We start from the raw sequence: 26,556 nt of genomic DNA on the forward strand, positions 1-26,556 counted from the left end.
CTGTAAGCATTTTTCAATGGCAGGTGACAAACGATGAAAATAAATGATAACTGGAAAATAAAACATTTTGATGTAGGGGCCGCACGGGATCTTGAGGTCGCTGCACCTGAATACATTGATTACTTCTGGATGACAGCATCAGTACCTGGCGATGTTCATTCAACCTTGATTGACCGAAAGTTAATTGAAGATCCTTTTTACGGACACAATGATTTGAAATGTCAGTGGGTAGAAGAAAAGGTTTGGTGGTATCGCAATACGTTTGAGTTCAATGATGATATTAGTAAAGACCACCGCTATGAGCTGATTTTTGAAGGGTTGGATACATTTGCTACCGTTTATTTAAATGGTGTGGAACTGGGTTCAACGGAGAATATGTATATTAGTCACAGCTTTGAGGTTGCGCGGGAGTTGAAGCAAGGGACAAATGTTTTGGCGGTAAAATTTGATCCCATCCATGTTCATGTGAAGGACAAGGTTCAATATTATTGGTCTGGATTTAGCAAGAAAAGAATCTGGACAAGAAAGGCTCAAAGTCATTATGGCTGGGATTGGGGGCCGCGCTTGGTTGCTGCAGGGATATGGAAGGAAGTTCATTTAGAGAAGAGAACTTATGCTAAAATCGACTCTGTATTTGCTAAAACGAAATCCATTTCTCATGACAAAGCCATTATCGAGGTCGAAGTGGACATAGCTTCATTTAGAAAAGATAAAGATTATGTGGTCGATGTTACCCTTTCTGATGGGGCAGAAAGTTACTCAGCTAAAGGAAAAGTAGACCGCAAACAAGCAACAGTTGCATTGGAAGTGGAAAATCCGAAGCTATGGTGGACACATGACTTGGGCACGCCTTACCTTTATCAACTAAAGATTGAATTGCTTGCGGATGGTGTGAAAGTGGATGATTATCAAGAAGACTTTGGGATTAGGACCATTGAGGTACTGCGTAAGGATGAAGAGGGTAATCCTTGTTTTACCTTTGTTTTAAATGGAGAAAAGGTATTTGCTAAAGGGGCCAATTGGATTCCAATCGATAGTTTCATCGGAGCTGTCCCAGATTCTCGTTACAGGCACTTAATCAAGATGTCCAAAGATGCGAATATGAATATGCTTCGTGTTTGGGGTGGCGGTATCTATGAAAAAGAAGTTTTTTATGACGAGTGTAATCGGCTTGGCATTTTAGTCTGGCAGGATTTCATGTTTTCCTGTGCGCTCTATCCGGATTATAATAAGAACTTTATGGCCAACGTAAAAGAGGAAATCATACATGTGGTCAAACGGCTCCGTAATCATCCTTGCTTGGCACTTTGGTGTGGAAACAATGAGAATGATTGGCTGTATGAAGCGTTGTCTTCCTCGGGTGAAATTACTCATCCTTTTTATGGTGAAAAAATCTATCATGAATTAATGCCGGAATTACTTCAAGAACTCGACCCAACTCGTCTGTTTTGGCCGAGCTCGCCATTCGGAGGAAATGATCATAATTCAAGAGAGCAGGGCGACACGCATAATTGGCAGGTTTGGCACGGGAATATTGAGCCGAGAACGTTTGGTGAACCGCAGAAGGTGAATTACAGCGTCGAAGGGCTGTCATTTAAAAATTTTAAAAATGATACGACACTCTTTGCGAGTGAATTTGGCATGCATGCTTCTTCTAATCGTTATACATTAGAACGAAATATCCCGAAGGATCAATTTTACTGGGGAAGCGAAGAAATGGCGTACCGGAATAAAGATATCCATCATCCAAAAGGAATTCTGCTGATGGAAGGTTATACAGGGGTTCCAAAGGAATTAGATGAGTATATTGCCTATTCGATGTTAACCCAAGCAGAAGGTTTGAAGTATGGCATCGAACATTATAGGCGCAATAAACCACATACCAGCGGTGCATTATTTTGGCAGTTAAATGACTGCTGGCCGGGGACAAGCTGGTCAGTTATCGACTATTATTTATTGCCTAAGGCTTCCTATCATTATGCAAGAAAGTTCTTTAGTCCAGTTCTATTAACGCTTGATCATGTACCAGGTAAAGATATGGCTATTTGGGTGGTAAATGACCGGTTAGAAACCTATGAGGATGAAATTGAACTGGCCGTTTATCAATTTACTGGTGAAAAAGTATTTTCAAGGCAATGGACGGTTTCGATCCCAGCCAATGTTTCGCAGCAAGTCGACGTTATGTTAGAGCAGGAAGCTCTTAGTGGTCTGCAGCCAGAAGAGGCCGTGATCGTCATTCGCTCAAAAAGGAATAAAACCGATGAAAACTTCTACTATTTCCGCGACCAAAAGGATTTGAGATTGGAAGAGTCTGAAGTAACTGTTTTGATTGACCGTGAGAAACATGAGCTGACCCTATCCGCCAATCTGCTCGCGCGAATGGTCACCATTGAACTGGATATGGAGCAGCTTGTCATCGAGGATAACTTCTTTGATTTACTGCCAAATATGAGCAGAACGATTAAGGTCGGACAGGCTGAGGGGAAAGACGTTCCATGGGAAACCTTGAGAGTGAAGGCCATTAATAGTAGTGTAAAAACAGGAGTGAAAAAAGCCTTCTAGGCCGACTCTTCTGCAAAAGGAGATCAAAGAATGCTTCAAATTTTTAAGTCTTTTTCTACGGAATTAAAGTTTTATTTACTGATGAATGCTTTATTTTCCTTTGGCGGCGTTTTGTCCGGTGTGTTTCAAAGTGTTTTCTTATGGAAATTGGATAAAACCTATTCACTTCTAGCTTACTATAGTTTGTATTGGTCCATCGCGATCATCTTTTGTTTTGGCCTTTGCGGATGGCTGGCTAGGAAAACGAGCCCAATGATTACGATGCGTTTAGGATTTGTCTTTTATCTGATTACCTATTTAATTATGCTTATTTTTCATGACACATTAAGTGAACATATCATGTTGTTAGGATTTTCAAATGGATTAGCGATGAGTCTGTATTATGTCGGCATGCATTTGGCTGTATTAGATTTAACAACCAATGATAATCGGGATCAATTTTTATATGTACAAGGTATTCTATTTACCATTGGAGGTGTGATCGGCCCGGTTCTGTCAGGAATCATCATCTCGCAATTGGATGGCATGCTTGGGTATTATGTCGTTTTCATTGGAACTTGTCTATTCTTTTTTCTATCCTTTTTAACCTCTCTAAAAGTGAAGGGAAAGCCAATTACAGCAAAAAGTTATTTCTGGGATGTTATCAAGAATCCGTCCAAGGAATGGAAAAGGATGTACAAGGTAATGTTTGCTGATGGGATTGTATCTGGCGTGTACGGGACCTTCTTGATTACGATGATTACCTTCAAAGTAGCGGGCGGAGAATTAAGTTTAGGAGTTTATAATATGGCAGCTGAGTTGATTGCCATTGTTACATTCTATTTGCTTGCTAAGTTCTCTAATCCGAAATATCGTCTCGCCATTTATGCGATCGGTTCGGTAAGTATATTTTTGAGTTCTATATTGTTATCCATCCTTCCGGTCCTTCTATCATTGATTATATTTGGAATTGTCTCGCCATTAGCCCATAATATGGTTACCACCTCGATGAGTGCCATGATTTATGAAGCGATTGAGAAGGACCCCGAGTACAAGGTCAAGCGTTTGGATTATATCATTATTCGAGAAATTCCACTCGGAGTTGGAAGAATCATAGGAGTATTTTTGTTTTTAGCGATGAGAAAATACTTTGATTTTGACCTGCTTTTACCTGTCTCGTTTAGTCTTTTTCCGATTATCTATGTGCTGATGATTCCAACCCTATATTTTATTTGGAGAAAATCAAAAAAGGGATCTATGGGCAGTTATAATGAAATGTAGAAATTTTTATTTGGAGGTATTTCTGTATGTTGGGTGCAATTGAAGCAGGCGGGACAAAGTTTGTGTGTGCTGTTGGCGATGAAAAGGGTAATATTGTAGACCGTATTCAGATCCCAACCACTATACCGGCGGAAACGATGCCAAAGGTGGTTGAATTTTTCAATCAATATCCAATAAAGGCAATTGGTGTGGGTTCGTTCGGTCCCATTGATGTGAATCCGGAAAGTGCTGCGTACGGTCATATTACTTCTACGCCGAAGCTGGGGTGGAGGGATTATCCGTTTGTTCAATCATTAAAAGATGCATTTTCCGTGCCGATTGGGTTTAATACAGATGTTAATGCGGCGGCATTGGGAGAGGTTACCTTTGGTGCGGCAAAAGGTTTGGATAGCTGCTTGTATATTACAGTTGGTACTGGAATTGGGGCAGGTGCCATTGTTCAAGGGAAGCTTCTTCAAGGACTTTCGCACCCTGAAATGGGGCATATTCTTGTGAGACGGCATCCAAATGACGAATTTCGAGGGAAGTGCCCTTATCACCATGATTGCTTAGAAGGTCTAGCGGCTGGTCCTGCCATTGAGGAGCGTTGGGGAGTAAAAGGGGATCAGCTTGTCGATCGAATGGAAGTGTGGGACCTAGAAGGATACTATATTGCCCAAGCCCTGATGCAATATGTATTGATTCTTTCGCCGAAAAAAATTATCCTTGGCGGGGGAGTGATGAAGCAAAAGCAAGTGTTTATTTCTGTCTATAAGTATTTAAAGGATTTTGTTAATGAGTATGTGACTTTGCCGGATCTTACTGAATATATTGTCGGTCCTGGTTTAGGTGACAATGCGGGAATTACTGGCTCGCTCATGCTTGCTCATCAAGCATTTCAAGAGGAAAATCAACGATAAACGTACGCCTGGAGGGATTTATTATGCAACCATTATTTTTAAAACCAGTTTTTAAAGAGAGAATTTGGGGCGGCAGCGCCTTACAAACCGAATTTGGGTACGACATTCCGAATGATCAAACAGGGGAGTGCTGGGCGATTTCCGCACATCCTAATGGGCCATCTATTGTGGAAAACGGTCCATATGCGGGTATGGCATTGGACGATTTATATCGTAAACATCCCGAGCTTTTTGGAAACCCGAAGGATGAGGTTTTTCCACTTTTAACGAAAATATTAGATGCGAACATGGATTTATCCGTTCAGGTCCATCCTGAGGATTCTTATGCAAAGGTTCATGAAAATGGGGATCTTGGGAAAACCGAATGCTGGTATATCCTTGATTGTAAAGATGGCGCGGACATGATTTTTGGCCATAATGCGAAAACAAAAGAAGAATTAATTGAGCAAATTAATGATGGGAAATGGAACGAGCTGCTGCGCAGGGTCAAAATCAAACCAGGTGACTTTTTCTATGTTCCAAGCGGAACGATCCATGCTTTATGTGAAGGAACGTTAGTTTTAGAAACGCAGCAAAGCTCTGACACCACGTACCGTGTGTATGATTACGACCGCCGAGATGCAGAAGGAAATTTGCGCGAACTGCATTTAGAAAAAGCAATTGAAGTGACAACAGTGCCTCATCAAAATGCCGGGGTTGCTCCTACAGTTCAGGAAGGTGAAAATGTAACGATTACAACGTTTGTGGAGTCAGACTTTTTCTCTGTTTACAAATGGGAGGTTAGCGGAAAAGCTGCTTTCGCATTTCATGATCAATATTTGCTGCTCAGCGTCATTAATGGAGAGGGAACCCTTCTTCATAATGGTCAGCCCTATGGATTGAAGAAGGGTTCTCATCTGATCATCCCTGTGGGATTTGGCGAATTTGAAGTAGACGGGCATTGTGAATTGATCGTATCGCATACTTGATATATCGACATTGGCTAATAATAAAGCGTAAAGATTCCGTGATAAGGGTCTTTACGCTTTTTGTTTTTTGTCAAAAAAACGCCACAATCCAGTGACATTTGAAGGGCTCAAATTCCGATAATTCCTTTAAGATATACAATATACAGATTATTTCATAAACCATAGAGAGGAGCCCCTATGAGAAATCAATCCCTAAAGTCCGATGTAAGTTTGTTTATTCAACCCTTCAAATCCGTGCTGCTCAATCTCCCCGTGCCTTTGAGCCATCCATTTTATGAATTGAGCAATTGGGATCATATTTTTAACGAAATTGATATTTGTTTATGGTCTATTGATGCCAAGACGATGGAGACCCTTCCAATATCCTCAGCCTGCCAGCGTATTTTGGGTTATTCCGAGGAAGAATTTAACCAGAATCCTTATTTGTGGATGGAGATCATCCATCCGCAAGATAAAACTGCCGTCCTATCGCAGCTGACTTTATTGGAAAAGGGGCAGTCTATTAAACTTGAGTATCGAATTCGCACCGTTAATGGGATGGAGAAGTGGGTTTTTGATTATATCGTTCCCATTTTTGAGGAGCCGGCAGTTGGTCCTGTGAGATTTGATCGTGTTGTGATGGATATTAATCAGCGGAAAAGAAACGAAGCAGAATTAACCTATTTAGCCTTTCATGATCCATTAACAGGGCTGCCAAATCGCAGAAAATTTGATGAACAGCTTTGTACCGCCATTATAGAGGCGAAGCAAAATCACCGGTTTGCAGGGATCTTATTCATCGATATTGATCGGTTCAAGGATATCAATGATTCACTGGGGCACAAAATGGGTGATCGATTGATTAAAATCATCGCGAATCGCTTAAAGAGTCATATACGTGCGGAAGATGTCATTTCACGCCAGGGTGGAGATGAATTTGTTATTCTATTAAAAAACCTGCCGAATGGCCAAGTGGTTGATGAAATTGCCGCAAAAATAAGCCAAGTGGTTGCGGAGCCAATTAAGCTGAATGAACATGAGTACAGGATAAGTGTCAGTATCGGGACAAGTATTTATCCCGACCATGGAAAAGATGGCGATGTGCTTATGATGAGAGCCGATCAGGCGATGTATCTGGCTAAGGAGAATAAGACGGGCATTCAGCAATATCAACTGGGCATGGCAACAAGTCTGTCACGAAAAATGCTCCTGGAACAACATCTTCATCAGGCGATTGAAAAAAATGAGTTGTATTTAGAATATCAGCCCATTTTTGATATATATACCAAGAAAGCCATTGGTTTGGAAGCACTCCTTCGTTGGGAACATCCTGTATTGGGAAGCATTTCACCAGGTGAATTTATCCAGATTGCTGAGGAATCCGATCTGATTATTAAACTGAGCAATTGGGTTTTGGCAGCGGTCTGCAGCCAGCGCCGGTTATGGATGGATAGGAATTTACCGCCTTTTTATATCTCCATTAATGTTCCTGCTCGGCAAATTAATCAGGAGGATTTCATTGAAACGATTAAAGATTCATTAGAAAGATATGACTTACCGCCTGAATTAATAAAAATTGAAATAACCGAAAGAACGGCGATGACCAATGTCGAGAGAACGTTGAAAACCATTCAAGAATTGCAAGAATATGGGGTTGATATCATTCTTGATGATTTTGGGATTGGTTATTCCTCCATAAGTTATCTTGTTCAATATCCTTTTAATACGATCAAGATTGATAAATCGTTTATCCAGGGTTTGGAACATAAAAACCAGAAGTCTGTTTGCCGGGCATTGGTGGCCATGGGCAAAAACTTGGGGATGAATGTGGTCGCTGAAGGTGTCGAGAACATGGAGCAATACCATTATCTATGCAGTATTGGCTGCAATAAAATGCAAGGCTACTATTTTAGCAGGCCCGCTTCTGTCGAGTTGGTGGAGAAGTTTTTCTAAGAGCGGGATCGTCTCTGTTTTCATCTCATCTGTATAAATCTGGAACTTTTTTCATAAAGTGATTTAAAGGGGTGTGATCAGAATGAACTATACGAAATCGATAATTAGCGGACTTGTTGCGCTGGTGATTATCGTGGTTGGCTTTTTTTCTGGTACTACCGTGGATTCTGGATACCGAGGGGTTTTGTTACAATTAGGGGCCGTTAAACCGACAATTTTAACCGAAGGATTTCATTTTAAGATTCCATTCATTCAAACTGTACAGCCGATTGAGGTCCGGGTTCAAAAAGAAGAAAGTTCACAGACAGCGGCCTCTAAGGATCTCCAGATGGTCACCGCGATGGTGGCCGTCAACTATTCGGCTGACCCGGAAGCCGTGAATAAGCTTTATCAAGAAATCGGCTTGGATTATCGTACCCGGATCGTTGACCCAGCAATTGCGGAATCACTCAAGGCGATTACTGCCCAGTACACCGCCGAAGAACTAATCTCGAAACGGCCTGAAGTATCGGCGAAGGTGAAGGATATGCTCGCTGGTAAATTAACAAAATACTATATGATTCTAGAAGATATTAATATCAAGGAATTCGCGTTTAGTGATGAATTTAATAAAGCGATTGAATCGAAACAAACCGCCGAACAAAATGCATTACGGGCAAAAAGAGATCTCGAACGAGTGAAAATCGAGGCTGAGCAGAAAGTGGCTCAAGCGGGTGCAGAAGCGGAAGCATTGCGACTGAAAAAACAAGAAGTAACCGAGGCATTGATTCAATTAAAACAAATCGAAGTCCAAGAAAAGGCGTTAGAAAAATGGGATGGGCACCTGCCAAGTGTCACAGGCGGAGCTACGCCATTTATTGATGTGGAGGGACTTTCGAAAAAATAAGCGGCGACTTGGAGTATTGAAAATAGAAAAAGGTTGATAGCGGCGGCTCTCAATCTGTGGAGAGCATTAAGCTCTCTTTTTTTTGGGGTTAATTCTTTTTTTATAATTCTAAACTTTACATTAGATTAACGCTGACTTTACTTAACCTACATATCCCCTTAACAATCCTAGTTTACTATTTTAATTGTGAATAAATCTTAGGGGGAATTGGAAGTATGAAATCACGATTTAAAAAGAAAGCCATACCTTTATTAGCAACAACAGTTCTTGCCACCACTGCTTTGACAACGCAAACTGTCTTTCATGATGGCGGTAATCAAAACGCTAAAGCACAATCATTGTCCAAAGAAGAAGTGAAAAAGAATGGCGCATCATGGCTTGCGGGTGACCACCATGTACATAGTGAATGGAGTGTCGGCTGGGACAATTCTACCAACCCTCCTACTGCCATACGGGGCGGCGATGCCATTTATCCAATAGTAAAAAATGCAGAAAATGCTAAGAAATATGGACTTGATTGGGTAATGACAACAGATCATGGTGGTCCTAACCATTCCAAGGTCAACTTAGAGCAAGCGTACCCTGAATTATTAAAATCCCGTGAAGCTGTTCCTGATCTTCTTCAATTCTACGGAATGGAATTAGACACACCCGGAGCAGACCACAGCACTCTAATGATCCCAAAAGGTGAAAATGAATCCCAAGTTCTATATGACCTTGAAAGCAAGTTTAATTCTCGTGAGGCTTATCCAACTGACTCAAGCCGAAACACTGAATCCAAAATGATTGAAGCTCTTAACTATATGAAGCAAATGGACGAGCTTCCAATTTCGATCGCCCATCATCCATCTCGTTCAGCGACAGGTGTTGGTGTATGGGGACAAGATACTCCGCAAGAGTTCCGTAATTGGAATGATACTGCACCAAATATCTCTATTGGTATGGAGGGGGCACCTGGTCACCAAGCAGGTGCGATTAATCCAGATGGCTCTCTTGACCCTAAAGGATCTCGTGGTAGTTACTCAAACGCAAACGCGCCAACAATGGGTGGATTTGATCAAATGTCTGCTATCGTTGGTGGTTTATGGGATTCGATGTTAGGCGAAGGAAGACACTGGTGGATTACTGCCACATCAGACTCCCATGTGAACTGGCGTGATGGAGGAAGTGACTTCTGGCCTGGTGAATATTCTAAAACCTATGTAAAAGCAGAGAAAAATTATGAGGATGTAATGGAAAACCTTCGTAAAGGTAATGTATTTGTTACAACGGGTGACCTGATCTCAGAACTGGATGTGAAAGTACAAGCAGGCGGCAAATCACCATTGCATGCAGCGGCAAAAGGAAATACAGCGACAATCGGTGAAACACTTAGACTTCCAAGTAAGAAAACGGATGTCACAGTCACCGTTCGGATCAAAGATCCCAACGCTGCGAACTCTCATGGTGATAAGCCAAATGTTCAACGTGTTGACTTAATCATGGGAGAAGTGAATGGAAAAGTGGCAGACCGCTCAGCAGCTTCTAACCCGACAACAAAAGTCGTAAAGCGTTTCACAGAAAGTGACTGGAAAAAAGACGGTGAATACATCATCATTACTCATACGTTAAAAGATGTGGAAAAAGATAGCTATATTCGTTTGCGTGGTACTAACACTGACCAGTTGGAACCAGTCGCCGATCCTAAAGGGGAAAATCCTTGGAATGATCTTTGGTTCTATTCAAACCCAATTTTCGTCAAATCTAGTAAATAATTTATGAAATGAATAGAGTCGAGACGAGGGGTCTATATGCTCCTCGTCTTTCCATTATCTTGGTTGAGACATGGAAATTTACAAAGGAATGGAAGTGGATATAATGAAAAAGATACTGCTCCCTTTATTGCTCATATTTCTAGCATTAGGTTCTTTACACCCTTATTCAGCTTATGCACATACAAATAACAGTGAAGGTTTTTCCACCATTCAGGTCAAGGATAAAACGCTGGGATATGAATTGAAACTAGATTTGGAAGAGCTGGGACATGCCCTTAATACAGCAACTGAAGAAAAGGCAATTATTAACCAAAAGGTCCTGCAAAATTATATAAATTCGCATATAAAAATTTATGCGGACAGCGGACTAGTTGCGGGCAGCGTGTTAAAAACAGAGATAGAAATAATTAAGGAGCGTCCGTTTGCGGTAATTAATTTGGCTTATCAAATCGGGCATAAGCCTGAAAAGCTAGTGGTTGAATATAATATGTTTATGGATGATTCCGACCCAAGTCATGCAAACTATGCAACTATTAAAATGGACGGGAAACAACAAGAAAAGATTCTTTCGTTTGAATCAAGAGAAGTAGAAATTGGTGAAATCAGCTTCTTGCAAAATGTGAAACAATTTGTAGTTCTTGGTTTAAAACATATTTTCACAGGTTATGACCATATCCTATTTGTAATTAGCTTGCTTTTTGGGGCAAAAACGATTCGTCATATTCTGTCTTTAGTTACAGCCTTTACCATTGCACATAGTATCACTTTGGCTCTGGCCACTTTTGATATTGTTCATCTTCCAAGCAGATTTGTGGAATCGGCTATTGCTCTAAGTATTATTTATGTGGCACTCATTAATATTTTTAATCAGGACTCAAAACACCAGCCGTGGCTAGCTTTTGGCTTCGGATTGATTCACGGATTTGGTTTTGCAGGAATCCTTTCAGAAATGAAATTAGATACGAATCACATGGCTGCGTCCCTCGTATCTTTTAATATGGGTATTGAGATCGGGCAGTTGTTGATTGTTTCCTTAACGTTTCCAATCATTTTGTGGATTAGGAAGTTAAAGTTAAAACCGGTAGGCTGGGTGATTCCAGGAACGTCTGCTGCCATCTTAGCGTTCGGACTTGTATGGTTTATTCAAAGAGCTTTTTAAATATGCTAGTAATAACTAGCACCTGTAGTTCTTATTTGTTAATATATTCTTATAAAATTGACTCTGTTAAAATTGCCTGTTGATTTCCGTTCCAGGCACTTCGCTTTCCGCGGGCAGCTAATGACTCCTACCAGAAAAAATCTGGTAGGAGTCTATTTATTTTAGGAAACTATATATTTGAGGTGAGTAAATTGAGTTTTTTATTCGTAGGGCTTGCTGGAATTATTGGGGCTTTATTACGTTATATGTTGGGCGTTTACTTTGGTCAGTGGTGGTTTCACGACTTTCCATTGGCTACATTTGTTACCAATATGTTGGGATGTTTTATTTTGGGATGGCTCACTAATTTTCTGCCAAGATTTAAATCATTGCCCCCACATGTTATAACTGCAATAGGCACTGGACTTATTGGCTCTTTTACTACATTTTCGACTTTTAGTGTGGAAACGGTTCAATTAATTAGTGCAACTAAGTGGGGAACAGCGATTCTTTATGTGCTTCTTAGTCTTTGGGGCGGTCTCTTATTAACTTGGATGGGATATCGATTGGGATTAAGTGCAGAAAAAGAAACAGAAGTAATTAGAGGTGAAAAACAATGATAACGAATATAGCTTTGGTGGCAGTCGGAGGCTTTTTTGGAGCGATGTCCCGTTTCGGTCTAAGTATCTTGATAAAGGGAAAGTATCCCTCTACTTTTCCTCTTGCCACTTTAATCATTAATTTGTTTGGTTCGTTTTTATTGGGTTTAATCTTTGGAGCAAATTTAGAGAATACGTGGAGATTACTTTTGGGAACGGGTTTCATGGGAGCTTTTACGACATTTTCTACATTTAAATTGGAAAACATACAGCTGTTTACCAAAAGAAACTGGAGGATGATTATTTTATATTTAGGAATGAGCTATACGTTTGGGATCTTACTAGCGTTTATTGGGATGAAGCTGGGCAGTTTATTTTTATAAAACATCATATGAATTCTCTCGCCTAAAAAGAAAGAGCCCTCTCAGGTTATGAAGGCTCACTTCCTCTTTTTATCTAATTAGGTTCAACATGAACATGTACATCATAGACTTGATGGTTTTTTATTAATACATTTTCCACCTTGGTTGCAATATCATGGGCACCGCGAATATCTAAATCGGAATTGACGAGAATCACAATATCCACTACCACGTTATTGCCGTAATTCCGGGCTTTAATGTCTTTAACCCCTTTAACTCCATGACAATCAATGATCGTTTCTTTATAGGTCTCTATTTGTTTTTCATCAAACCCATCGGTTAAATGATGGGAAGCATCCCTAAAAATCTCCCATCCGGTCTTACAGATGAGGAATCCAACAATTATCGCCGTAATCGGGTCGAGCCACGGAAGATTGAACTGGGCACCGACGATTCCTATAAATGTACCAACACTGACCCATGCATCTGATAGGTTATCCTTTGCTGCTGCCATAACTGATTGGCTATTGATCTCGTTAGCTAATTTTTTATTATAGCGATAAACCAAATACATAACCAGAGCACAAAAGAGACCTGTCCAAGCAGAAACTAAATCTGGAGTTTCGTTTCTTCCATAAAATATACTAGAAATCGCTTCGAATGTTACTTGGATTCCCACAGCGATCATAATAAATGAGGCGACCATGGAGGCAACGGTTTCTGCTTTCCAGTGCCCATAAGGATGGTCGTCATCAGGGGGCCGCTGCGATAATTTAAGACCAATCAGCACGGCTGCGGATGCAATAATATCTGTGACATTATTTAATCCGTCTGCCTTCAAGGCTTCAGAGTGAGCTATAAAACCGACTGATAATTTTAATGAGGATAAGATTATATAAGCGACGATGCTTATGATCGCTCCGCGTTCTCCTCTTCTCAAATCCAAGTATCCCTGTTCGTTCATGATTCTATCCCCCGCCATTTCTCTTATTTTATTATGGAATAAAAAGAGCTAGTGGGTCTAGAGAAACCTTTTGTCCTCCTTCAAACTAAGTAATGGCAGTGAAAAAAAGTTTCACTGAGGAAACTAGCAATGCCTCTTATCCTTTCACCACAACTTTCATAAAAATTACTATATGGCCCTGTCAAAAAAGTTATTCTGGTTTTTTTATTTTTGAAATTGTGAATATTTTGTTACATATATTATTTGTCATTGACACTGATAATCATTCTCTATTATAATAAAAAATGTGAATGATAATCATTATCAAATAGACAAAAACAAAAACAAAACAAAACCGGGGGAAACAACATGTCGATTAAATTTAAAATGCTAGCAGCCTTGGCAGCCCTTTCATTAATGCTAGGGGCTTGCGGAAAAGCAGAAGAAACAGAAAGCAAACCAAAAGTGGAGAACAAGGAAAAAGCTTCTGAGAAGAAAGAAGCTGTGGAAAAAGAAGATGCAGCGTATGCTGATGTTTTTACAGAAGCATTAACAGAGCTTGAAAAAGCTAAAGAAGGTAAAGATGTTGATTTTGATAAAGTTACAACGTTATATAATGAAAATCTAAAAGAGTTGGTTAAAAAGAGAGACGCAGAATTTGAAGATACAATTGATGATAAAATCACAACAGCACTTACTGCTGGTAAAGATGGAACGATGGATAAAGTAGTAGTTAAACAAATTTTTGATAAATTAATGCAAAAAGTATTTTATACATCCATTAAACACGATTTTACAGAAGTAACAGAACTATGGGGTAAAACGGACGAAGTTAATGGTGAACTTGAAGAAGCAAAAGAGCACTATGCAATCCTAAAGACAACTGTTGAAAAGCGTGATGCAGCGTATGGAACAAATCTTGTCAGTGTAATTGATGGCGGATTTAACGAAATGGATGAAGCCGTAAAAAATAATGATCTACTTAGCTTTAACTTAGGAAAACAAGTCGTTGATAAAACCTTAATGAAGACTTTCTATCTTGCTACTGGCGCCCTTCCAAACGGATATGCGACAAAAGCGGCAGCAGAAGCGAAAAACGACGCAACCCTAGCTAAAGTGGAGCAGGCAGAAGGCTGGGCGTTCTTCCAATCATTATCCAGTTATATAAACAGTCATGCCGCGGAGGAACATGCTTTTATTGAAAAATCTTTTACACTTGAATCTGATGTAAAGGCAATTGATCCAGATGCTGTAAATAAAGCCTTTGTTCGTGGATTTGCTAAGATTGCAATTGATGAATATGGGGAAAGTAAGGAACTAATTGGCAAAGATGATAAAGCCGTTGTTACTGGTTTAGAAGGTGCATTATTTATTGACATTATCGGTGAGGATATCAAAACCCTTCTAGGTGAAGATGCTTACAAAAGCTTAACTGAAAAAGCGCAAAAATATGTTGAAACTGCAAAAGCGAAAGATAAAGCAGCTGGGGAAGCGCAATTGAAAGAACTTATTTCCACTCTGAATACAATCGTAGAAAAAGCGAAATAATGCAGAGGAAAAACCTTGTTCTAGTTGTGCAAGGTTTTTCCTTTTTTCTTGTATATGAGAGAATAGGACTTATTGAACGATTTAGAGGTGTTTTTGATTGAAAATAATCGTAACTGGAGGGGCTGGATTTATTGGTTCCCATCTAACAAGAAGATTGATAAAAGAAGGACACGAAGTACTAATCCTTGACGTACTTCACCCATATTATTCGATTGAGAGAAAAAAGCGCCACCTTGAATTTGTTAGTGAAGCAGGGAAGTTTGATTTTTATCAAGAAAGCCTTATACATAATGAAAATAAAGTCAGAGAAATATTTATTTCTTTTAAACCGGAAATAGTCATTCACTTAGCTGCCATTCCTGGAGTACCTCACTCTATTGCCGCCCCGAATGAGTATGTAGATTACGATATCAAAGCGACGATCAATGCTCTTCGCTTTGCTGGGGAATCCAATGTAAAACAGTTTATTTTCGCATCTTCGTCATCGGTTTACGGTGAACAAAAAAATGTTCCACTTAAAGAGGAAATGGCAACGGGACGAGTTGTTTCTCCTTATGCAGCGGCCAAGTTTGGTGCGGAATCGTTTTGCCATGCTTATTCTTCTTTATTTGATTATAAAGTCTCAATCCTTCGCTTTTTTACAGTATATGGACCATGGGGCCGACCGGATATGGCCATTACAGGGTTTATCAAAAAGCTGATGAATAAAAAGGAAATTACCCTTTTTGGAAATAGGACGGCTAGGGATTATACCTATATTGATGATTGTATAGCGGGAATCCTTAGTGCTTTTAACCAACAGGAAAAAGTGGGCACCTTTAATATTGGCTCTGGCAGCCCTATTTTCCTCGAAGAACTAGTAGATCACCTCAGGCTGTATTTTCCAGATTTAGCAGTAAAGCAGGCTGAATTTCGCCAAGGTGATGTTCATTCCACTTGGGCAGATACTTCGAAGGCAAGGGAGCAGCTTGGATTTCAACCATTGGTTTCTTTTTCAGAAGGCCTTTCCAAGACAATAGAATGGGCGAAAAAACATGAGTCGGAAATCAGTTAAGCGTCTACTGATAAGACTAATGGGGTTCATTCTTGCAGGGGTATTTATTGTTCTATCACTGCGATATTTGCATGTTGAAAAGTTATTTAATGCCATGCAGGAGTTTTTTGCAGGCAACCCTTTTATGATTGCAGCTGTGACGATTTCTTACCTGTTATCTTTTATTCTAAGAGCTGACGCATGGAGATTATACTTAGGAAAGAAAGTAAGATTCTATAGTTGTCTGCAGGGGGTGCTCCTAAGCCTTTTCGTGAATCACATTACTCCAATTAAGGTGGGAGATGCAGTTAGAATTGGCGTTCTATCCTGGAGGGAAAAAAACATAAGTCCGGAAATTTCAGCCCATTCCGTTATTGTCCTCCGAGCAATAGATATGTTTTTTCTCCTCATGTTTTCATTTATTGGACTCGTTGCCTTTTCAAGGCCATTTGTCTTTCGTTATTCACTAGGGTTGTTGTTTATTTTAGTAATAATGATTTTAATTGGATCCTTTTTCGTCAAAAAACATCGTCCGCGGTTTGTGGAAAAGCATATTCAATTAGTAAAAACAAGCTTAGCTGGGAAGAATTTTGTTTTAATTATGCTCTTCATTGCGTTTAGCTGGGCACTCGAAGGAGCAGTTGTCTGGAGTGTAACCGCATCGATAGGTAATGGTCTGCCGATTTACAAGGCCATTTGGGTTAACTCGATCACGGTAGGGGGACAGATTTTTCAGATTACGCCAGGTGGAATTTCAACCTATGAATCCGTCATGACTGCTGCACTAGCAAGTTTTCATTATCCAATAAAAGATGGGTATATGGTGGCACTTATCAGCCATAGTTATAAATTTATTTTTTCCTATCTAGTTGGATGCCTATTTTTAATCCGTTCACCGGTAACGAAAATAAGACAAATAAGAGAGATTTTATTAAGGAGGGGAAGACCTGAATGAAAAAAGCATCATCATTTGAAAAATTTGCAGCCAGGTGCTGGAACCTTTTAAACGAGGGAAAGCCATTTACACCGATTTTTACCATTGGAATCATGCTAATCTATTCCATTGCAAAGCTTGGCAATCTTTCATTTTTAGGAGATCTAACCATTGGGTTCCTCGCAATCCTGCCAATGCTGGTTATTTACTATTTGTTCGATTACCCATTATTCTTAAGAAATTATTTATGGATTCCCTTTACGGTATATCTTATTATCTGGGATCATGTGAATCTCAGTTTGCTGCTTACAGCGGTGGGATTATATTTCTTCTTTACCGTGTTTTTTTGGGGAACGTTTTATTATCATTTGAGAATCGGTACGTCATGGCTTAATTTTACGCGCTTCTGGAAGCTTGTGTTAAAAAATAGTGATTCAACAAGCGGAAATGCCCAAGAGCAATTACCTAAGTTTCTTTTATTATTGTCTCTTTGGAATTTAGTCACTTCGGAACAGTCATGGACGGGCAGTGAAGTTGGAGTACTCATCCTTTTTTATGCAGGCGTCCTTTTATTCTCATGGATTCTCCATAAAAACCTATTTGATTGGAAGCCGAAAATTATTCCAACCTATACGTCCAATATAGAGGAGCGGACATCTGCCATTAATGAAAAAGTGATTGTGATGGTCATCGATGGTATGCGGAAAGAACGCTTTGAAGAAGCAAATACGCCATTTCTCGACTTTTTGAGGAAAAATGGAACAGAGTATACGAATATGGAAACTGTTTATCCTGCAAGAACCGTTGTATGCTTTTCCTCTATGTTTACAGGAACGTATCCCTTCGAGCACGGCATAAAGTCGAATATGGTTTGGAAGCTTGGGATTAAAGTTGAAAGTGTTTTTGATACTCTACGAAAAGTAGGGAAAAAGGGTTCTTTATTAGCTGTAGCGCATCTCGTCGATTCCTTTGGTAAGGATGTTGAGACATTTACTGCTGTGATGAAAAATCATCTAGTGGATCGCGGCATTATTGAACGAGCTAAAAAGATCATGGAAGAGCAGGATCCAGACCTACAAATTGTTCAATTAATAAGTACAGACCAAACCGGACACAGCCGTGGTGTTTTATATGATGAATATATTCAAAAAATTGAAGAAGCCGATTCTCTGGTAGAAGAATATTTTCATTGGTTAAAGGATAGAGGAAAGCTTGAAAATTACACATTTATTGTTTGCGCCGATCATGGTCAGGCAGACGGTATCGGCGGGCATGGGCATTTGGACGAAGGTGAAAGATTTGTTCCCTTTTTCATGTATGGCCCTTCTATCGAGAAAGGAAAGAGTGTGGAGGAGAAGCATAGTTTAGTATCCCTCGCATCTACCATCTCTTACTTACTGGGTGCACCATTCCCTGATAAAGCCAGAGGCCCAGTGTTAATTGATGCAGTAAGGAAGGAAGTTATTGATTATGAAGCAACAAAAAGTAATAGTTTTTCTGCCAGCCTATAATGAAGAAGACTCCATTACAGAGGTCATTCGAAAAATACCCAGAAATTTTAATTCCCAAGTGTGTGTAGAGGTTTTAGTGGTAAATGACGGTTCTACTGATCGGACTGAAGAGCTATCATGGGCAGCGGGAGCAAATTATGTTCACACGTTTGTTAAAAATCAAGGTTTAGGGGCAGCAGTGAGAAAAGGGCTGGATCTGTGTGTGTTATATGGTGCAGATATTGGTGTTATGATTGATGCCGATAATGAATACCCAGCTGAACAAATTCCAGAATTAATTGATCCCATTTTATTGGGAACTTCTGATTATGTGATGGGATCCCGTTTTCTTGGAACAATAGATGGTATGAAATGGAACAGAAGAATCGGGAATTACTGTTTTACCTTGCTACAAGCGATTCTCCTCCGTAAATGGATCTATGATGGTCAATCTGGTATGAGAGCATTTTCTAGACAGGCCATGGAGGAAGCAGAAATTATCCATGATTACAATTATGCCCAAGTGGTCACATTAAATTTAATTCGAAAAGGGTTTCGTATGAAGGAAATACCAATTCGATATCAGGTTCGTAAAACGGGTGAATCATTTATTAAGTTTCGTTCTTATATGACCTCCGTCTTACCTGCTATTTTAAAAGAAATGAGAAGGCCAGTGAAAAAAATAAACACCAAAAAGCAGACCTATAGAACGCAAGTCGGCAGAGTGTTTCCGATCTTAGATAGGAAGCAGGATTAATTTGTCAGATAAGTATGATAAATATGTGACAATCTTCAATGCTATATTGACAGCGAGGATGATAATCATTATCATTAACTACAGGAGGGAATTTGGATGAAAAAACTCTCAGTTTTATTTTTTATTGTATCAATAATTGTTAACAGCCTTTCCATTAGTGATGCCCGTGCTTACTCATATGGTGACCCGAATGAAGAAAAGGTTGCTGAGGTATATAAGGGCATGGTTACTAAACTTGATGAGACTCCTCCGAATTTCACATCTGCGAAAAAGCTTTTTGATACCGTTAAAGAAGAAATCGATATGCATATGGGTCCTGAGCCTGCAAAGCTGATTTTAAAGAATATCGAAGCGGAAGATAAAAAAGCCACTTTAGAAAATATGGAAAAACTTCTTGTTTTAAATATTGCCAGACGTTTGGAGAGTATTGAAAATAACTTTAAGGAATATGACACAACGAAGCGTCTACTTGCGAAAGGATTTGCTACATACGAAGCTATATCCCCGAAGGTTGAAGCCGAAAACCCTGATAATGATAAAAAAATCCGAACTGATTTTGATCAGGCACTGGTAGCATTGGGGAACCCTGGCTTGTTTGGGGTAGGAAAAAAAGAAGCAAATTTAGAGGCCTTTAAGGAAAATAAAGAAGAAATTCTGGATAGCTTAAAATCAGAATTTAAATTAAAAAGTCTTGAAGTAGGGCATTTTTCTGAAAGCGCCACAGAACAACAAAGCACGGGGAAAAAGGATTGGACGGATATATCAAATATCCGTAACTGGATCCCACTGATTTTAATAGTTGCAGTTATTATCGCTGTTATTATCTTTGTGATCCGCAAAAGAAGAAAGTAAACGAAGGCACCATGGGGGAGGAGAAGGACTGTGGAAATTCAGGCATTGTTAATCACATTCCGGGAAGTGTTAGAGGCCTTATTAATTGTAGGAATCATTACAACCTATCTTAAAAGAGTAGATCATAAGCAGTACACAAAATATGTTTGGATGGGGGCAGGTCTAGCCGTATTGGCAAGTATCGGAGTAGCCCTATTATTCCAAATTGTATTTACAGGTTTTGCAGCCATGGGAAGCGAAATGTATCTAAAAATCGGAATTATGCTTGTATCTACAGTTTTACTTACCCAAATGGTATTCTGGATGGCTAGTCACAGTCGTGATATAAAAGGGAATATGGAAGGAAAAATGAATAAGTTTATTTCCACTGGAAATGTTGTGGGTATGGTCGTCCATTCCTTTCTTGTTGTTCTACGAGAAGGTGTGGAAACGGTATTTTTCTTTGCCGCCATTACTGGAGGAAACATCGGTGCCGCGATGGAAGGCTGGGGTGCGATTACAGGTGTAGTCATAGCTGTTATCGTTTCATATTTGTTCTTTAAAGGAACAATGAGGATTCCATTAAGCAGCTTCTTTAAATTAACAGGAGCTTTTATTATTCTTATTTCAGCCGGACTGTTGGTTCAAGCTATATCCATGATGCAGGATATTAATATTATTGGAAGTGTCCTGCCGCATGTATATGATCTTACCTGGTTTTTGCCGGAGCATCCGATTGATTATACTCATTACCTTCGTGATACTGGGACAGCACCCATCCTTTCAGGAGATATTGGAGTTTTCTTGAAAGCATTATTTGGTTATTCATCCATGCCTTCGCTTGAAGAAGTTCTGGCATATATCGGCTATTTTGTAGCCATTTTTCTGCTAACCTCCTCCAAACCAGCAGCAAGTCAGCGGAAAAAGGAAGATGCTTCACAGAATGGTCACATTCTTAAGACACAAGTGAAATAACCCTTAAACAAAAAGTACAAGGCTTTTGCCTTGTACTTTTTCTCTGAAAAGGCGTGTGAAGGAATGAAAATATCTAATCCGTTAAAAAAAAGTCTATTAATGGGCTTAAGTATTACAGCAATAATGATTGTTTTTCTATCACAGCTTCTTTATGTAAATCCTTATGCTTCCTCGTGGGACCAGGTTGATTTTTCTCTTGCTGTAACACGCTTTGATTTAATGGCTATGCAGCCGCATTTCCCTGGCTATCCTTTATTTATTTTAGGAGGCAAATTCATTCATCTATTTGTGAATGATCCATCAAAGGCACTGACTTTGTTTAACATTCTTTTTTATGCCAGTACTGTGTTTCCGATATATAAATTATGCAGGAGCTTTTTAAGCGAGGGCTATTCTTGGCTATCGGCTGCGATCATTTATTCTAGCAGTTTTTGCATCATCATGGTTAATCAACCCATGTCTGAAGGAGCGGCACTTGCTGCCTTTTGGTGGTATTTGTGGAGTTTGCTTTTTGCTATTAAGAGGACAAATTCAACATTTATTTTGATCCCCTTAGCCATGTTAAGCCTTATGCTGGGAATTCGCCTTTCTTATCTGCCATTTTCCATCGGCATTCTTTTTCTTTTTTACCTTAAATTTAAAAATAAAACGATTACCAGCGTAGATTTAATTTATTACTGTCTGTTTGGCATCGCCTTTCAAGCCTGCTGGATCGTTGCTCTTATTGTTTCAGAAGGTAGTTTGATTGGTTTTATCAAGCTATCCTTAGCCTTTACATCGGGGCATTTTAATGATTGGGGCGGTGCAATAGAAACATCCAAAATAAGCTTTTTGGAGAGGCTGACGAAATTCTCATGGGGGAATATTGTCTGGACAGGCATTGCTGGCAAATCAATGATCACCGCAGTTATTTTCATCTTTTTTCTGGCGGCTTCCCTATTTCACCGCTATAAAAAGCAGGAACCAAAGCCTAATCACCCCTTTATACAGCTACTTTACCTCATGTTTTCCTGCTATTTTGTTTGGGGATTGCTCGGGCAAAACATTGAAAAGGCTCGGCACGTGCTTCCATTAATCATTCTGTTGGTCTTCATTATTTGTATCCATCTTTTTTCAAAAAGGGTATCCTATCTAATACTAGGACTAGCGTTCATCCTCTTAGGACATCAAGTTTGGAAAGATGTTATATTATTAAAGGCAGAAGGAACAGAAAGTCCAGCTGTCTATAAGATGAATGAATATATATCGAAAATGGATCAACCTGTGATTCTATATACATGGGAAGAAACAAGGGTACTCCAGTATTTAAATGCACCATATCCGCATAAAAGACTCGAAACGTTTGATTTTTTCACGTCCGATTCAAAATATTTCAGAGGAAGAACGATCCTTCTAACGGATAAAGTAGTAGAAGGATTCCTCACACAAGGCCATTCATTGGATGGCAAAATAATAAAAGTAGCAAGCTTTCAATCAAATGAACTTTTTGATCCGGTTTATCATGATATTACTTTATATAAATGGATTGGAAATGAAGCAGTTCATTAAGAATTAAGATATTCATAAAGGAAGGGAAAAATGCTTTGAAAAAAATAGCCATTGCTGGTACAGGGTATGTTGGACTTGTCACAGGGGTGTGTTTAGCGGAGATCGGCCATGATGTCATTTGCGTGGATCGTGACCCTCAAAAAATAAATACTCTTCTTAAAGGCGAAGCAACCTTCTATGAACCGGGATTAGAAGAGTTAATGAAAAACAATCTCGAGGCAGGAAGACTTATCTTTACAACCAGCCCGACTATCGGTTATCAGGATGCAGATATCATCATGATCACAGTTGGAACGCCAAATGATCCAAATGGTTCGCTTGATTTACAATATATTGAACAGATTTCAAAAGAGATTGGCAGAACAATCACTAGAAATAATATCCTAATTGTAACGAAAAGCACGGTACCTTTAGGAACAAATGAGAAAATTAAAGAATGGATTCAGTCTGAATTGCGTTCACCCCTTTATTTTCATTTAGCAGCCAACCCAGAATTCCTTAGGCAGGGTGCTGCCGTTTATGATACTTTCCATGGCGACCGTATCATCATCGGATCGGACAGTAAGGAAGCGCTCCATACATTAGAAGAGTTATATAAACCACTGCACATTCCAATTATTAAAACAGATACAAAAAGTGCAGAACTGATTAAAATTGCCTCCAATTCATTTTTAGCCTTAAAAATTAGCTATGTAAATGCTCTTTCTAGTATTTGTGAACAAATAGGTGGAAATATAGAAGAAGTCACCCTGGGGATGGGGATGGATGCAAGAATTGGAACCTCGTTTCTAAATGCTGGAGTTGGTTTTGGAGGCTCTTGTCTGCCTAAAGATACGAAGGAACTTACTCATTTAGCAAATGAAGTGGGAGAACCAATCAGACTGCTAGATGAGGTTCTGGAAATTAATAACAGGCAAGAATTAAGGCTAATCGACAAAGCCTTAGCTCGGTTTAAAAGCTTAAAGGGAAAAAAGGCCGCACTGTTAGGGTTATCCTTTAAGCCTAATACTGATGATGTCCGTGAGTCTGTTTCTATTAAGTTGGCAAAAAGGTTAGTAATAGAGGGAGCAATCGTCACTGCCTATGATCCTGTTGCAATAAGAAATGCCAAAAGAGAATTGGGAGAGATCATTTCATATTCTGATACATTGGAGCAAACCTTGATGAATGCGGACCTTGCGTTCATTGGAACGGAATGGGAAGAGATTAAAAATATTCCTATAAATATGTTTTCTGAATGGATGACAGAGCCAGTTATTTTTGATGGAAGAAATTGCTTTCAGCTAGATGCCATGAAAGGTGTCCCTGTTGAATACCATTCAATTGGCAGACCATGTGTGGTGGGAAAAGAAAACTTAATTAAAACATTCGGTTTCGGGCTTTAAAAGAAATAAGGCTCGAATTGAAAAATTAAGGGTATTACACTACAATGAGGGGTGTTTGATAGTTTTACTCGTGTAAAAGGGAGAATTGGTTACTCTTTTACACTACGATTTGTAGTGGAAACCTAAAAGGAAGTTAATAGTAGAACCATGTCTGAAAATACAAATGAATAAGGAATACATCAAAAAAGGTGGTACATCGTCTTATCGATGAACCACCTCGTTTTATTTTATTTATTTTCCTTATCATGATCATCATCCATTATTCCTTTGGTTGACTGTTTAAATTCTCTAAGTGTAGATCCCAAGGCACGACCTAGCTCAGGCAGTTTTTTCGGCCCAAAAACAATTAAAGCAATCACAAATATCAATAAGGCACCACCGATTCCTATGTTTGCCACCTTGACTCCTCCTAATTATTTTACGAAAAAAGCCGTAAAATACATGATTAATAGTCCAAGTGTAAATCCAGTAAAATTCATCCATGATACAACTGCTTCATTATTCTTTTTTTGTTCTTCGATTAGCATTTTGGATATAACAAATATTACCTGTAAAATGGCACCCGCACCAATTCCTAAAAATATGGCACCCCAAATTGGTGAAAAGATAAAACCTCCAAACCATGTTCCCAAAATGGCGGGAGCACCAGCAATCGTTCCTAATAAAACAAAAGAACTAAATTTTGGTTTGCTTTTTAATAATGGAGCAGCAATCCCTATCCCCTCAGTAATATTATGCAAGGTAAAACCGATGACCAAAAAAGTACCTAGTGCGGCTTCTCCGAGGGCAAAAGACGAACCAATAGCCAACCCTTCTCCAAAATTATGAAGACCAATACCTGTTGCCATCAATAATGAAATCCCCAGCGGTGAATAACCCGTTCGTTTTTGTCTTTGATGTTGATATTGATCAAATCCAACCAGTAAAAGAAACGAAAGAACGGTACAAATGATCACAACCATGTTGCCCTGGAATACAGATGGTGCTTCAGCACCTATTTCAAATCCATCAAATAACGTGCCAAAAAATAAGAATAATAGAAGTCCTACAGTGAGGGCAAGAATGGCATTAATCCAGCTTTTTTTCAAACGCTTCATAAATGGATACCACAATAAACCTAGAGTAATCGGTACAATTCCGACATAGAAGCCAATAAATCCGTAGTTCAACACATTATCCCATGAAAATTCGGGAGTTAATGTGGCCGCATCAATCACAGCTTCCGTTATGATCCCATTCTCTGATATTAATAGAATGGTATGGGGGTCGCCTTCAACCCACGGATAATTTATGGTTACCTTTCCATCTTGAAACCTTTTGAGCTTTGAACTAGGAGTCATCGAAAAATTCCATACAGAATCATCAACAATCACTTGAGAAATCGTCAGTGTTTCTGGGCCTGTATTACTTACATCTAACTCAAAACCTGATGGTACAATTTTTATTTGTTCCACATTAAGCACTTCGATGGGAGCGGCAGGATCTCGTTCTACTCCGGCCCCATTCTTAAATACCCATCCCAATACAAGTATTAAAAGAACCAGCGGGATAAGACCAGTAATCACCCATTTTGATTTCATGGTTTTCACTCCTTCCTATTCAACCTCAAAGAATCCCATCCAGCCTAGTTCCGCAAATTCGCTGACATGAGCATGAAACATATATTTTCCCTTGTATGGGAAACGAACTTCAATAATTCCACGTTCTCCTTGGCACTGCATAATGGTATCGGTAAATTGACTTGGGTTGTCATTTCTACCTGTTGGTATATACGTAAAAAAGTTTGCATGTAAATGGAAAGAGTTTAGTAAGTCAAACTCGGTTAAATTACTTAAATAGATTCGGACAAGTTGATCCTTTTTTATCTTTATCGGATGATTCATAAAGGCAAACGCATACCCATTCACCGTATAAAATTCATTTGCCCCATCTAAATCTAAATCAAAGGCATTCATGACCATATTTAATTCTAGTGCTGGTTCTCTTGGTGTTTTGGGATCAATAATAAAATTTCCATATAGGCCTTTATGAATATGCCGGCGCAAAGGTAAAACATGGCAATGATATAGTTGTAGGCCGTATGGTTTTGCTTCAAATTCATACGTAAATGATTCACCTGGAGCGATAGCGTCCAATCCATCCATTTCTGGCGGGTGAATACCATGAAAATGAATCGAGTGAGGATGACTCCCACCGTTTATAAAATGAAATCGTAAAAGATCTCCTTCGGTACATCGAAATGTTGGGCCAGGAATCGTTCCATTATAGGTCCAGCCAGGGAACTTAATCCCCTTTGCGATTTCTATTTCTTTATCAACGGCAACTATTTGATATTCACGCAAAGTACGACCGTCTAATTGTTTGGTAGTTTTTCCATAATCAAACTCGGTTAAAAGACGTTTAGCCATTTTATACCCTTCTGTTTTCGTAGAATCATACATGTTTGAGTGATTTGCAGAATGATTATGGTGACTTGTTGATGCATGGTCCTCAGCATGAACTACTTTAGAAAAAGGTGCAAATTTATTTAAATAAATACTTCCTGCTATCCCTAATGCTCCGGTCGTTCCCATTTTTAAAATATCTCTTCGAGAAATATTATTTTTCGACATGTTTTTACCCCCTCCTAAAAAGTTTCCTTCAAGCAACTTTATTGTCCTTGTCAATACTTTAAGATGCGGACATTCTTCTTGTCAATACATAATTCAAAAAACATTCAAATAATTATTTGACCATTTATACGTAATTACAT

At 39.2% G+C, this 26,556-nt stretch carries 23 protein-coding genes; 19 read left to right on the top strand and 4 right to left on the bottom strand.

Translation table 11 applies throughout. From position 1 onward, the window contains the following. Nucleotides 1–33 precede the first annotated feature (33 nt). The 10 genes from COJ96_RS13230 to crcB (COJ96_RS13275) all read left to right on the top strand — a co-directional run bounded on the left by COJ96_RS13230 (nucleotide 34) and on the right by crcB (COJ96_RS13275) (nucleotide 12,381). Nucleotides 34–2,562, top strand: coding sequence for a beta-mannosidase (locus COJ96_RS13230; protein ID WP_098573974.1), 2,529 nt, complete (start codon nucleotides 34–36; stop codon nucleotides 2,560–2,562). 30 nt (nucleotides 2,563–2,592) lie between these two features. Beyond that, nucleotides 2,593–3,822 carry an MFS transporter gene (locus COJ96_RS13235; protein ID WP_098573975.1) on the top strand — a complete coding sequence of 410 codons (1,230 nt, stop codon included), beginning with the start codon at nucleotides 2,593–2,595 and terminating at the stop codon, nucleotides 3,820–3,822. A gap of 26 nt (nucleotides 3,823–3,848) precedes the next feature. After that, nucleotides 3,849–4,721: an ROK family protein gene (locus tag COJ96_RS13240; protein WP_098573976.1), complete on the top strand. Its 873-nt coding sequence runs from the start codon at nucleotides 3,849–3,851 to the stop codon at nucleotides 4,719–4,721. A gap of 20 nt (nucleotides 4,722–4,741) precedes the next feature. Then, entirely contained in the window at nucleotides 4,742–5,689 is a 948-nt protein-coding gene (gene manA, locus COJ96_RS13245; protein ID WP_098573977.1) for a mannose-6-phosphate isomerase, class I, read from the top strand. 177 nt (nucleotides 5,690–5,866) lie between these two features. Further along, on the top strand, nucleotides 5,867–7,621 hold the full coding sequence (locus COJ96_RS13250) for a putative bifunctional diguanylate cyclase/phosphodiesterase (protein WP_098573979.1): 1,755 nt from the start codon (nucleotides 5,867–5,869) through the stop codon (nucleotides 7,619–7,621). Between the two features lie 82 nt (nucleotides 7,622–7,703). After that, entirely contained in the window at nucleotides 7,704–8,507 is an 804-nt protein-coding gene (locus COJ96_RS13255) for a prohibitin family protein (protein WP_098573980.1), read from the top strand. A 215-nt stretch (nucleotides 8,508–8,722) separates the two neighbouring features. Then, entirely contained in the window at nucleotides 8,723–10,261 is a 1,539-nt protein-coding gene (locus COJ96_RS13260; protein WP_098573981.1) for a CehA/McbA family metallohydrolase domain-containing protein, read from the top strand. 103 nt (nucleotides 10,262–10,364) lie between these two features. After that, nucleotides 10,365–11,420 (top strand): HupE/UreJ family protein, encoded by a 1,056-nt coding sequence (locus COJ96_RS13265; RefSeq protein ID WP_098573982.1) that lies wholly within the window; start codon nucleotides 10,365–10,367, stop codon nucleotides 11,418–11,420. Between the two features lie 191 nt (nucleotides 11,421–11,611). Beyond that, nucleotides 11,612–12,019 (top strand): fluoride efflux transporter CrcB, encoded by a 408-nt coding sequence (gene crcB, locus COJ96_RS13270; protein ID WP_098573983.1) that lies wholly within the window; start codon nucleotides 11,612–11,614, stop codon nucleotides 12,017–12,019. Further along, the gene (gene crcB / locus COJ96_RS13275; protein WP_373561695.1) at nucleotides 12,019–12,381 is read left to right on the top strand and encodes a fluoride efflux transporter CrcB; all 363 of its coding nucleotides are present in this window, start codon (nucleotides 12,019–12,021) and stop codon (nucleotides 12,379–12,381) included. The genes crcB (COJ96_RS13270) and crcB (COJ96_RS13275) overlap by 1 nt, the downstream gene beginning before the upstream one ends. Before the next feature lie 73 nt (nucleotides 12,382–12,454). Here the strand turns inward: crcB (COJ96_RS13275) and COJ96_RS13280 are convergent, their stop codons facing one another. Next, nucleotides 12,455–13,324, bottom strand: a complete 870-nt coding sequence (locus COJ96_RS13280; RefSeq protein WP_098573985.1) for a cation diffusion facilitator family transporter — start codon at nucleotides 13,322–13,324, stop codon at nucleotides 12,455–12,457. A gap of 348 nt (nucleotides 13,325–13,672) precedes the next feature. Here COJ96_RS13280 and COJ96_RS13285 point away from each other — a divergent pair, with 348 nt between their 5' ends. The 9 genes from COJ96_RS13285 (at nucleotide 13,673) to COJ96_RS13325 (ending at nucleotide 23,804) form a co-directional block, all read left to right on the top strand. After that, nucleotides 13,673–14,851, top strand: coding sequence for a hypothetical protein (locus COJ96_RS13285; RefSeq protein WP_098573986.1), 1,179 nt, complete (start codon nucleotides 13,673–13,675; stop codon nucleotides 14,849–14,851). A 97-nt stretch (nucleotides 14,852–14,948) separates the two neighbouring features. Beyond that, nucleotides 14,949–15,905 carry an NAD-dependent epimerase/dehydratase family protein gene (locus COJ96_RS13290; protein WP_098573988.1) on the top strand — a complete coding sequence of 319 codons (957 nt, stop codon included), beginning with the start codon at nucleotides 14,949–14,951 and terminating at the stop codon, nucleotides 15,903–15,905. Beyond that, on the top strand, nucleotides 15,886–16,839 hold the full coding sequence (locus tag COJ96_RS13295; RefSeq protein WP_098573990.1) for a lysylphosphatidylglycerol synthase transmembrane domain-containing protein: 954 nt from the start codon (nucleotides 15,886–15,888) through the stop codon (nucleotides 16,837–16,839). The genes COJ96_RS13290 and COJ96_RS13295 overlap by 20 nt, the downstream gene beginning before the upstream one ends. Beyond that, on the top strand, nucleotides 16,836–18,329 hold the full coding sequence (locus COJ96_RS13300; protein ID WP_098573992.1) for an alkaline phosphatase family protein: 1,494 nt from the start codon (nucleotides 16,836–16,838) through the stop codon (nucleotides 18,327–18,329). The genes COJ96_RS13295 and COJ96_RS13300 overlap by 4 nt, the downstream gene beginning before the upstream one ends. Further along, complete coding sequence (locus tag COJ96_RS13305; protein ID WP_098573994.1) at nucleotides 18,289–19,065, top strand: glycosyltransferase family 2 protein; 777 nt, start codon at nucleotides 18,289–18,291, stop codon at nucleotides 19,063–19,065. The genes COJ96_RS13300 and COJ96_RS13305 overlap by 41 nt, the downstream gene beginning before the upstream one ends. 96 nt (nucleotides 19,066–19,161) lie before the next feature. Next, nucleotides 19,162–19,917 (top strand): hypothetical protein, encoded by a 756-nt coding sequence (locus COJ96_RS13310; protein WP_098573995.1) that lies wholly within the window; start codon nucleotides 19,162–19,164, stop codon nucleotides 19,915–19,917. A gap of 30 nt (nucleotides 19,918–19,947) precedes the next feature. Continuing rightward, complete coding sequence (locus tag COJ96_RS13315; protein ID WP_098573997.1) at nucleotides 19,948–20,871, top strand: FTR1 family iron permease; 924 nt, start codon at nucleotides 19,948–19,950, stop codon at nucleotides 20,869–20,871. A gap of 63 nt (nucleotides 20,872–20,934) precedes the next feature. Beyond that, entirely contained in the window at nucleotides 20,935–22,419 is a 1,485-nt protein-coding gene (locus tag COJ96_RS13320; RefSeq protein ID WP_098573999.1) for a hypothetical protein, read from the top strand. A gap of 35 nt (nucleotides 22,420–22,454) precedes the next feature. After that, nucleotides 22,455–23,804: a UDP-glucose dehydrogenase family protein gene (locus COJ96_RS13325; RefSeq protein WP_098574001.1), complete on the top strand. Its 1,350-nt coding sequence runs from the start codon at nucleotides 22,455–22,457 to the stop codon at nucleotides 23,802–23,804. A 227-nt stretch (nucleotides 23,805–24,031) separates the two neighbouring features. Here the strand turns inward: COJ96_RS13325 and COJ96_RS13330 are convergent, their stop codons facing one another. Genes COJ96_RS13330 through COJ96_RS13340 form a run of 3 tightly spaced genes read right to left on the bottom strand, consistent with a single transcriptional unit; the run spans nucleotide 24,032 to nucleotide 26,416 of the window. Beyond that, entirely contained in the window at nucleotides 24,032–24,202 is a 171-nt protein-coding gene (locus COJ96_RS13330) for a twin-arginine translocase TatA/TatE family subunit (protein WP_098574003.1), read from the bottom strand. Between the two features lie 15 nt (nucleotides 24,203–24,217). Further along, nucleotides 24,218–25,384 carry a ZIP family metal transporter gene (locus COJ96_RS13335; RefSeq protein ID WP_098574005.1) on the bottom strand — a complete coding sequence of 389 codons (1,167 nt, stop codon included), beginning with the start codon at nucleotides 25,382–25,384 and terminating at the stop codon, nucleotides 24,218–24,220. A 15-nt stretch (nucleotides 25,385–25,399) separates the two neighbouring features. Beyond that, nucleotides 25,400–26,416, bottom strand: coding sequence for a multicopper oxidase domain-containing protein (locus tag COJ96_RS13340; RefSeq protein WP_098574007.1), 1,017 nt, complete (start codon nucleotides 26,414–26,416; stop codon nucleotides 25,400–25,402). Nucleotides 26,417–26,556: the final 140 nt, after the last annotated feature.

The organism is Bacillus sp. AFS073361, assembly GCF_002567005.1.
GTDB lineage: Bacteria > Bacillota > Bacilli > Bacillales > Cytobacillaceae > Neobacillus.

Bases quoted from the DNA above. Each gene is read 5' to 3' on its own strand.
- COJ96_RS13230 (WP_098573974.1), top strand. From the start codon at position 34: ATGAAAATAAATGATAACTGGAAAATAAAACATTTTGATGTAGGGGCC.
- COJ96_RS13235 (WP_098573975.1), top strand. From the start codon at position 2,593: ATGCTTCAAATTTTTAAGTCTTTTTCTACGGAATTAAAGTTTTATTTA.
- COJ96_RS13240 (WP_098573976.1), top strand. From the start codon at position 3,849: ATGTTGGGTGCAATTGAAGCAGGCGGGACAAAGTTTGTGTGTGCTGTT.
- COJ96_RS13250 (WP_098573979.1), top strand. From the start codon at position 5,867: ATGAGAAATCAATCCCTAAAGTCCGATGTAAGTTTGTTTATTCAACCC.
- COJ96_RS13255 (WP_098573980.1), top strand. From the start codon at position 7,704: ATGAACTATACGAAATCGATAATTAGCGGACTTGTTGCGCTGGTGATT.
- COJ96_RS13260 (WP_098573981.1), top strand. From the start codon at position 8,723: ATGAAATCACGATTTAAAAAGAAAGCCATACCTTTATTAGCAACAACA.
- COJ96_RS13265 (WP_098573982.1), top strand. From the start codon at position 10,365: ATGAAAAAGATACTGCTCCCTTTATTGCTCATATTTCTAGCATTAGGT.
- COJ96_RS13280 (WP_098573985.1), bottom strand. From the start codon at position 13,324: ATGAACGAACAGGGATACTTGGATTTGAGAAGAGGAGAACGCGGAGCG.
- COJ96_RS13285 (WP_098573986.1), top strand. From the start codon at position 13,673: ATGTCGATTAAATTTAAAATGCTAGCAGCCTTGGCAGCCCTTTCATTA.
- COJ96_RS13295 (WP_098573990.1), top strand. From the start codon at position 15,886: ATGAGTCGGAAATCAGTTAAGCGTCTACTGATAAGACTAATGGGGTTC.
- COJ96_RS13300 (WP_098573992.1), top strand. From the start codon at position 16,836: ATGAAAAAAGCATCATCATTTGAAAAATTTGCAGCCAGGTGCTGGAAC.
- COJ96_RS13305 (WP_098573994.1), top strand. From the start codon at position 18,289: ATGAAGCAACAAAAAGTAATAGTTTTTCTGCCAGCCTATAATGAAGAA.
- COJ96_RS13310 (WP_098573995.1), top strand. From the start codon at position 19,162: ATGAAAAAACTCTCAGTTTTATTTTTTATTGTATCAATAATTGTTAAC.
- COJ96_RS13320 (WP_098573999.1), top strand. From the start codon at position 20,935: ATGAAAATATCTAATCCGTTAAAAAAAAGTCTATTAATGGGCTTAAGT.
- COJ96_RS13335 (WP_098574005.1), bottom strand. From the start codon at position 25,384: ATGAAATCAAAATGGGTGATTACTGGTCTTATCCCGCTGGTTCTTTTA.
- COJ96_RS13340 (WP_098574007.1), bottom strand. From the start codon at position 26,416: ATGTCGAAAAATAATATTTCTCGAAGAGATATTTTAAAAATGGGAACG.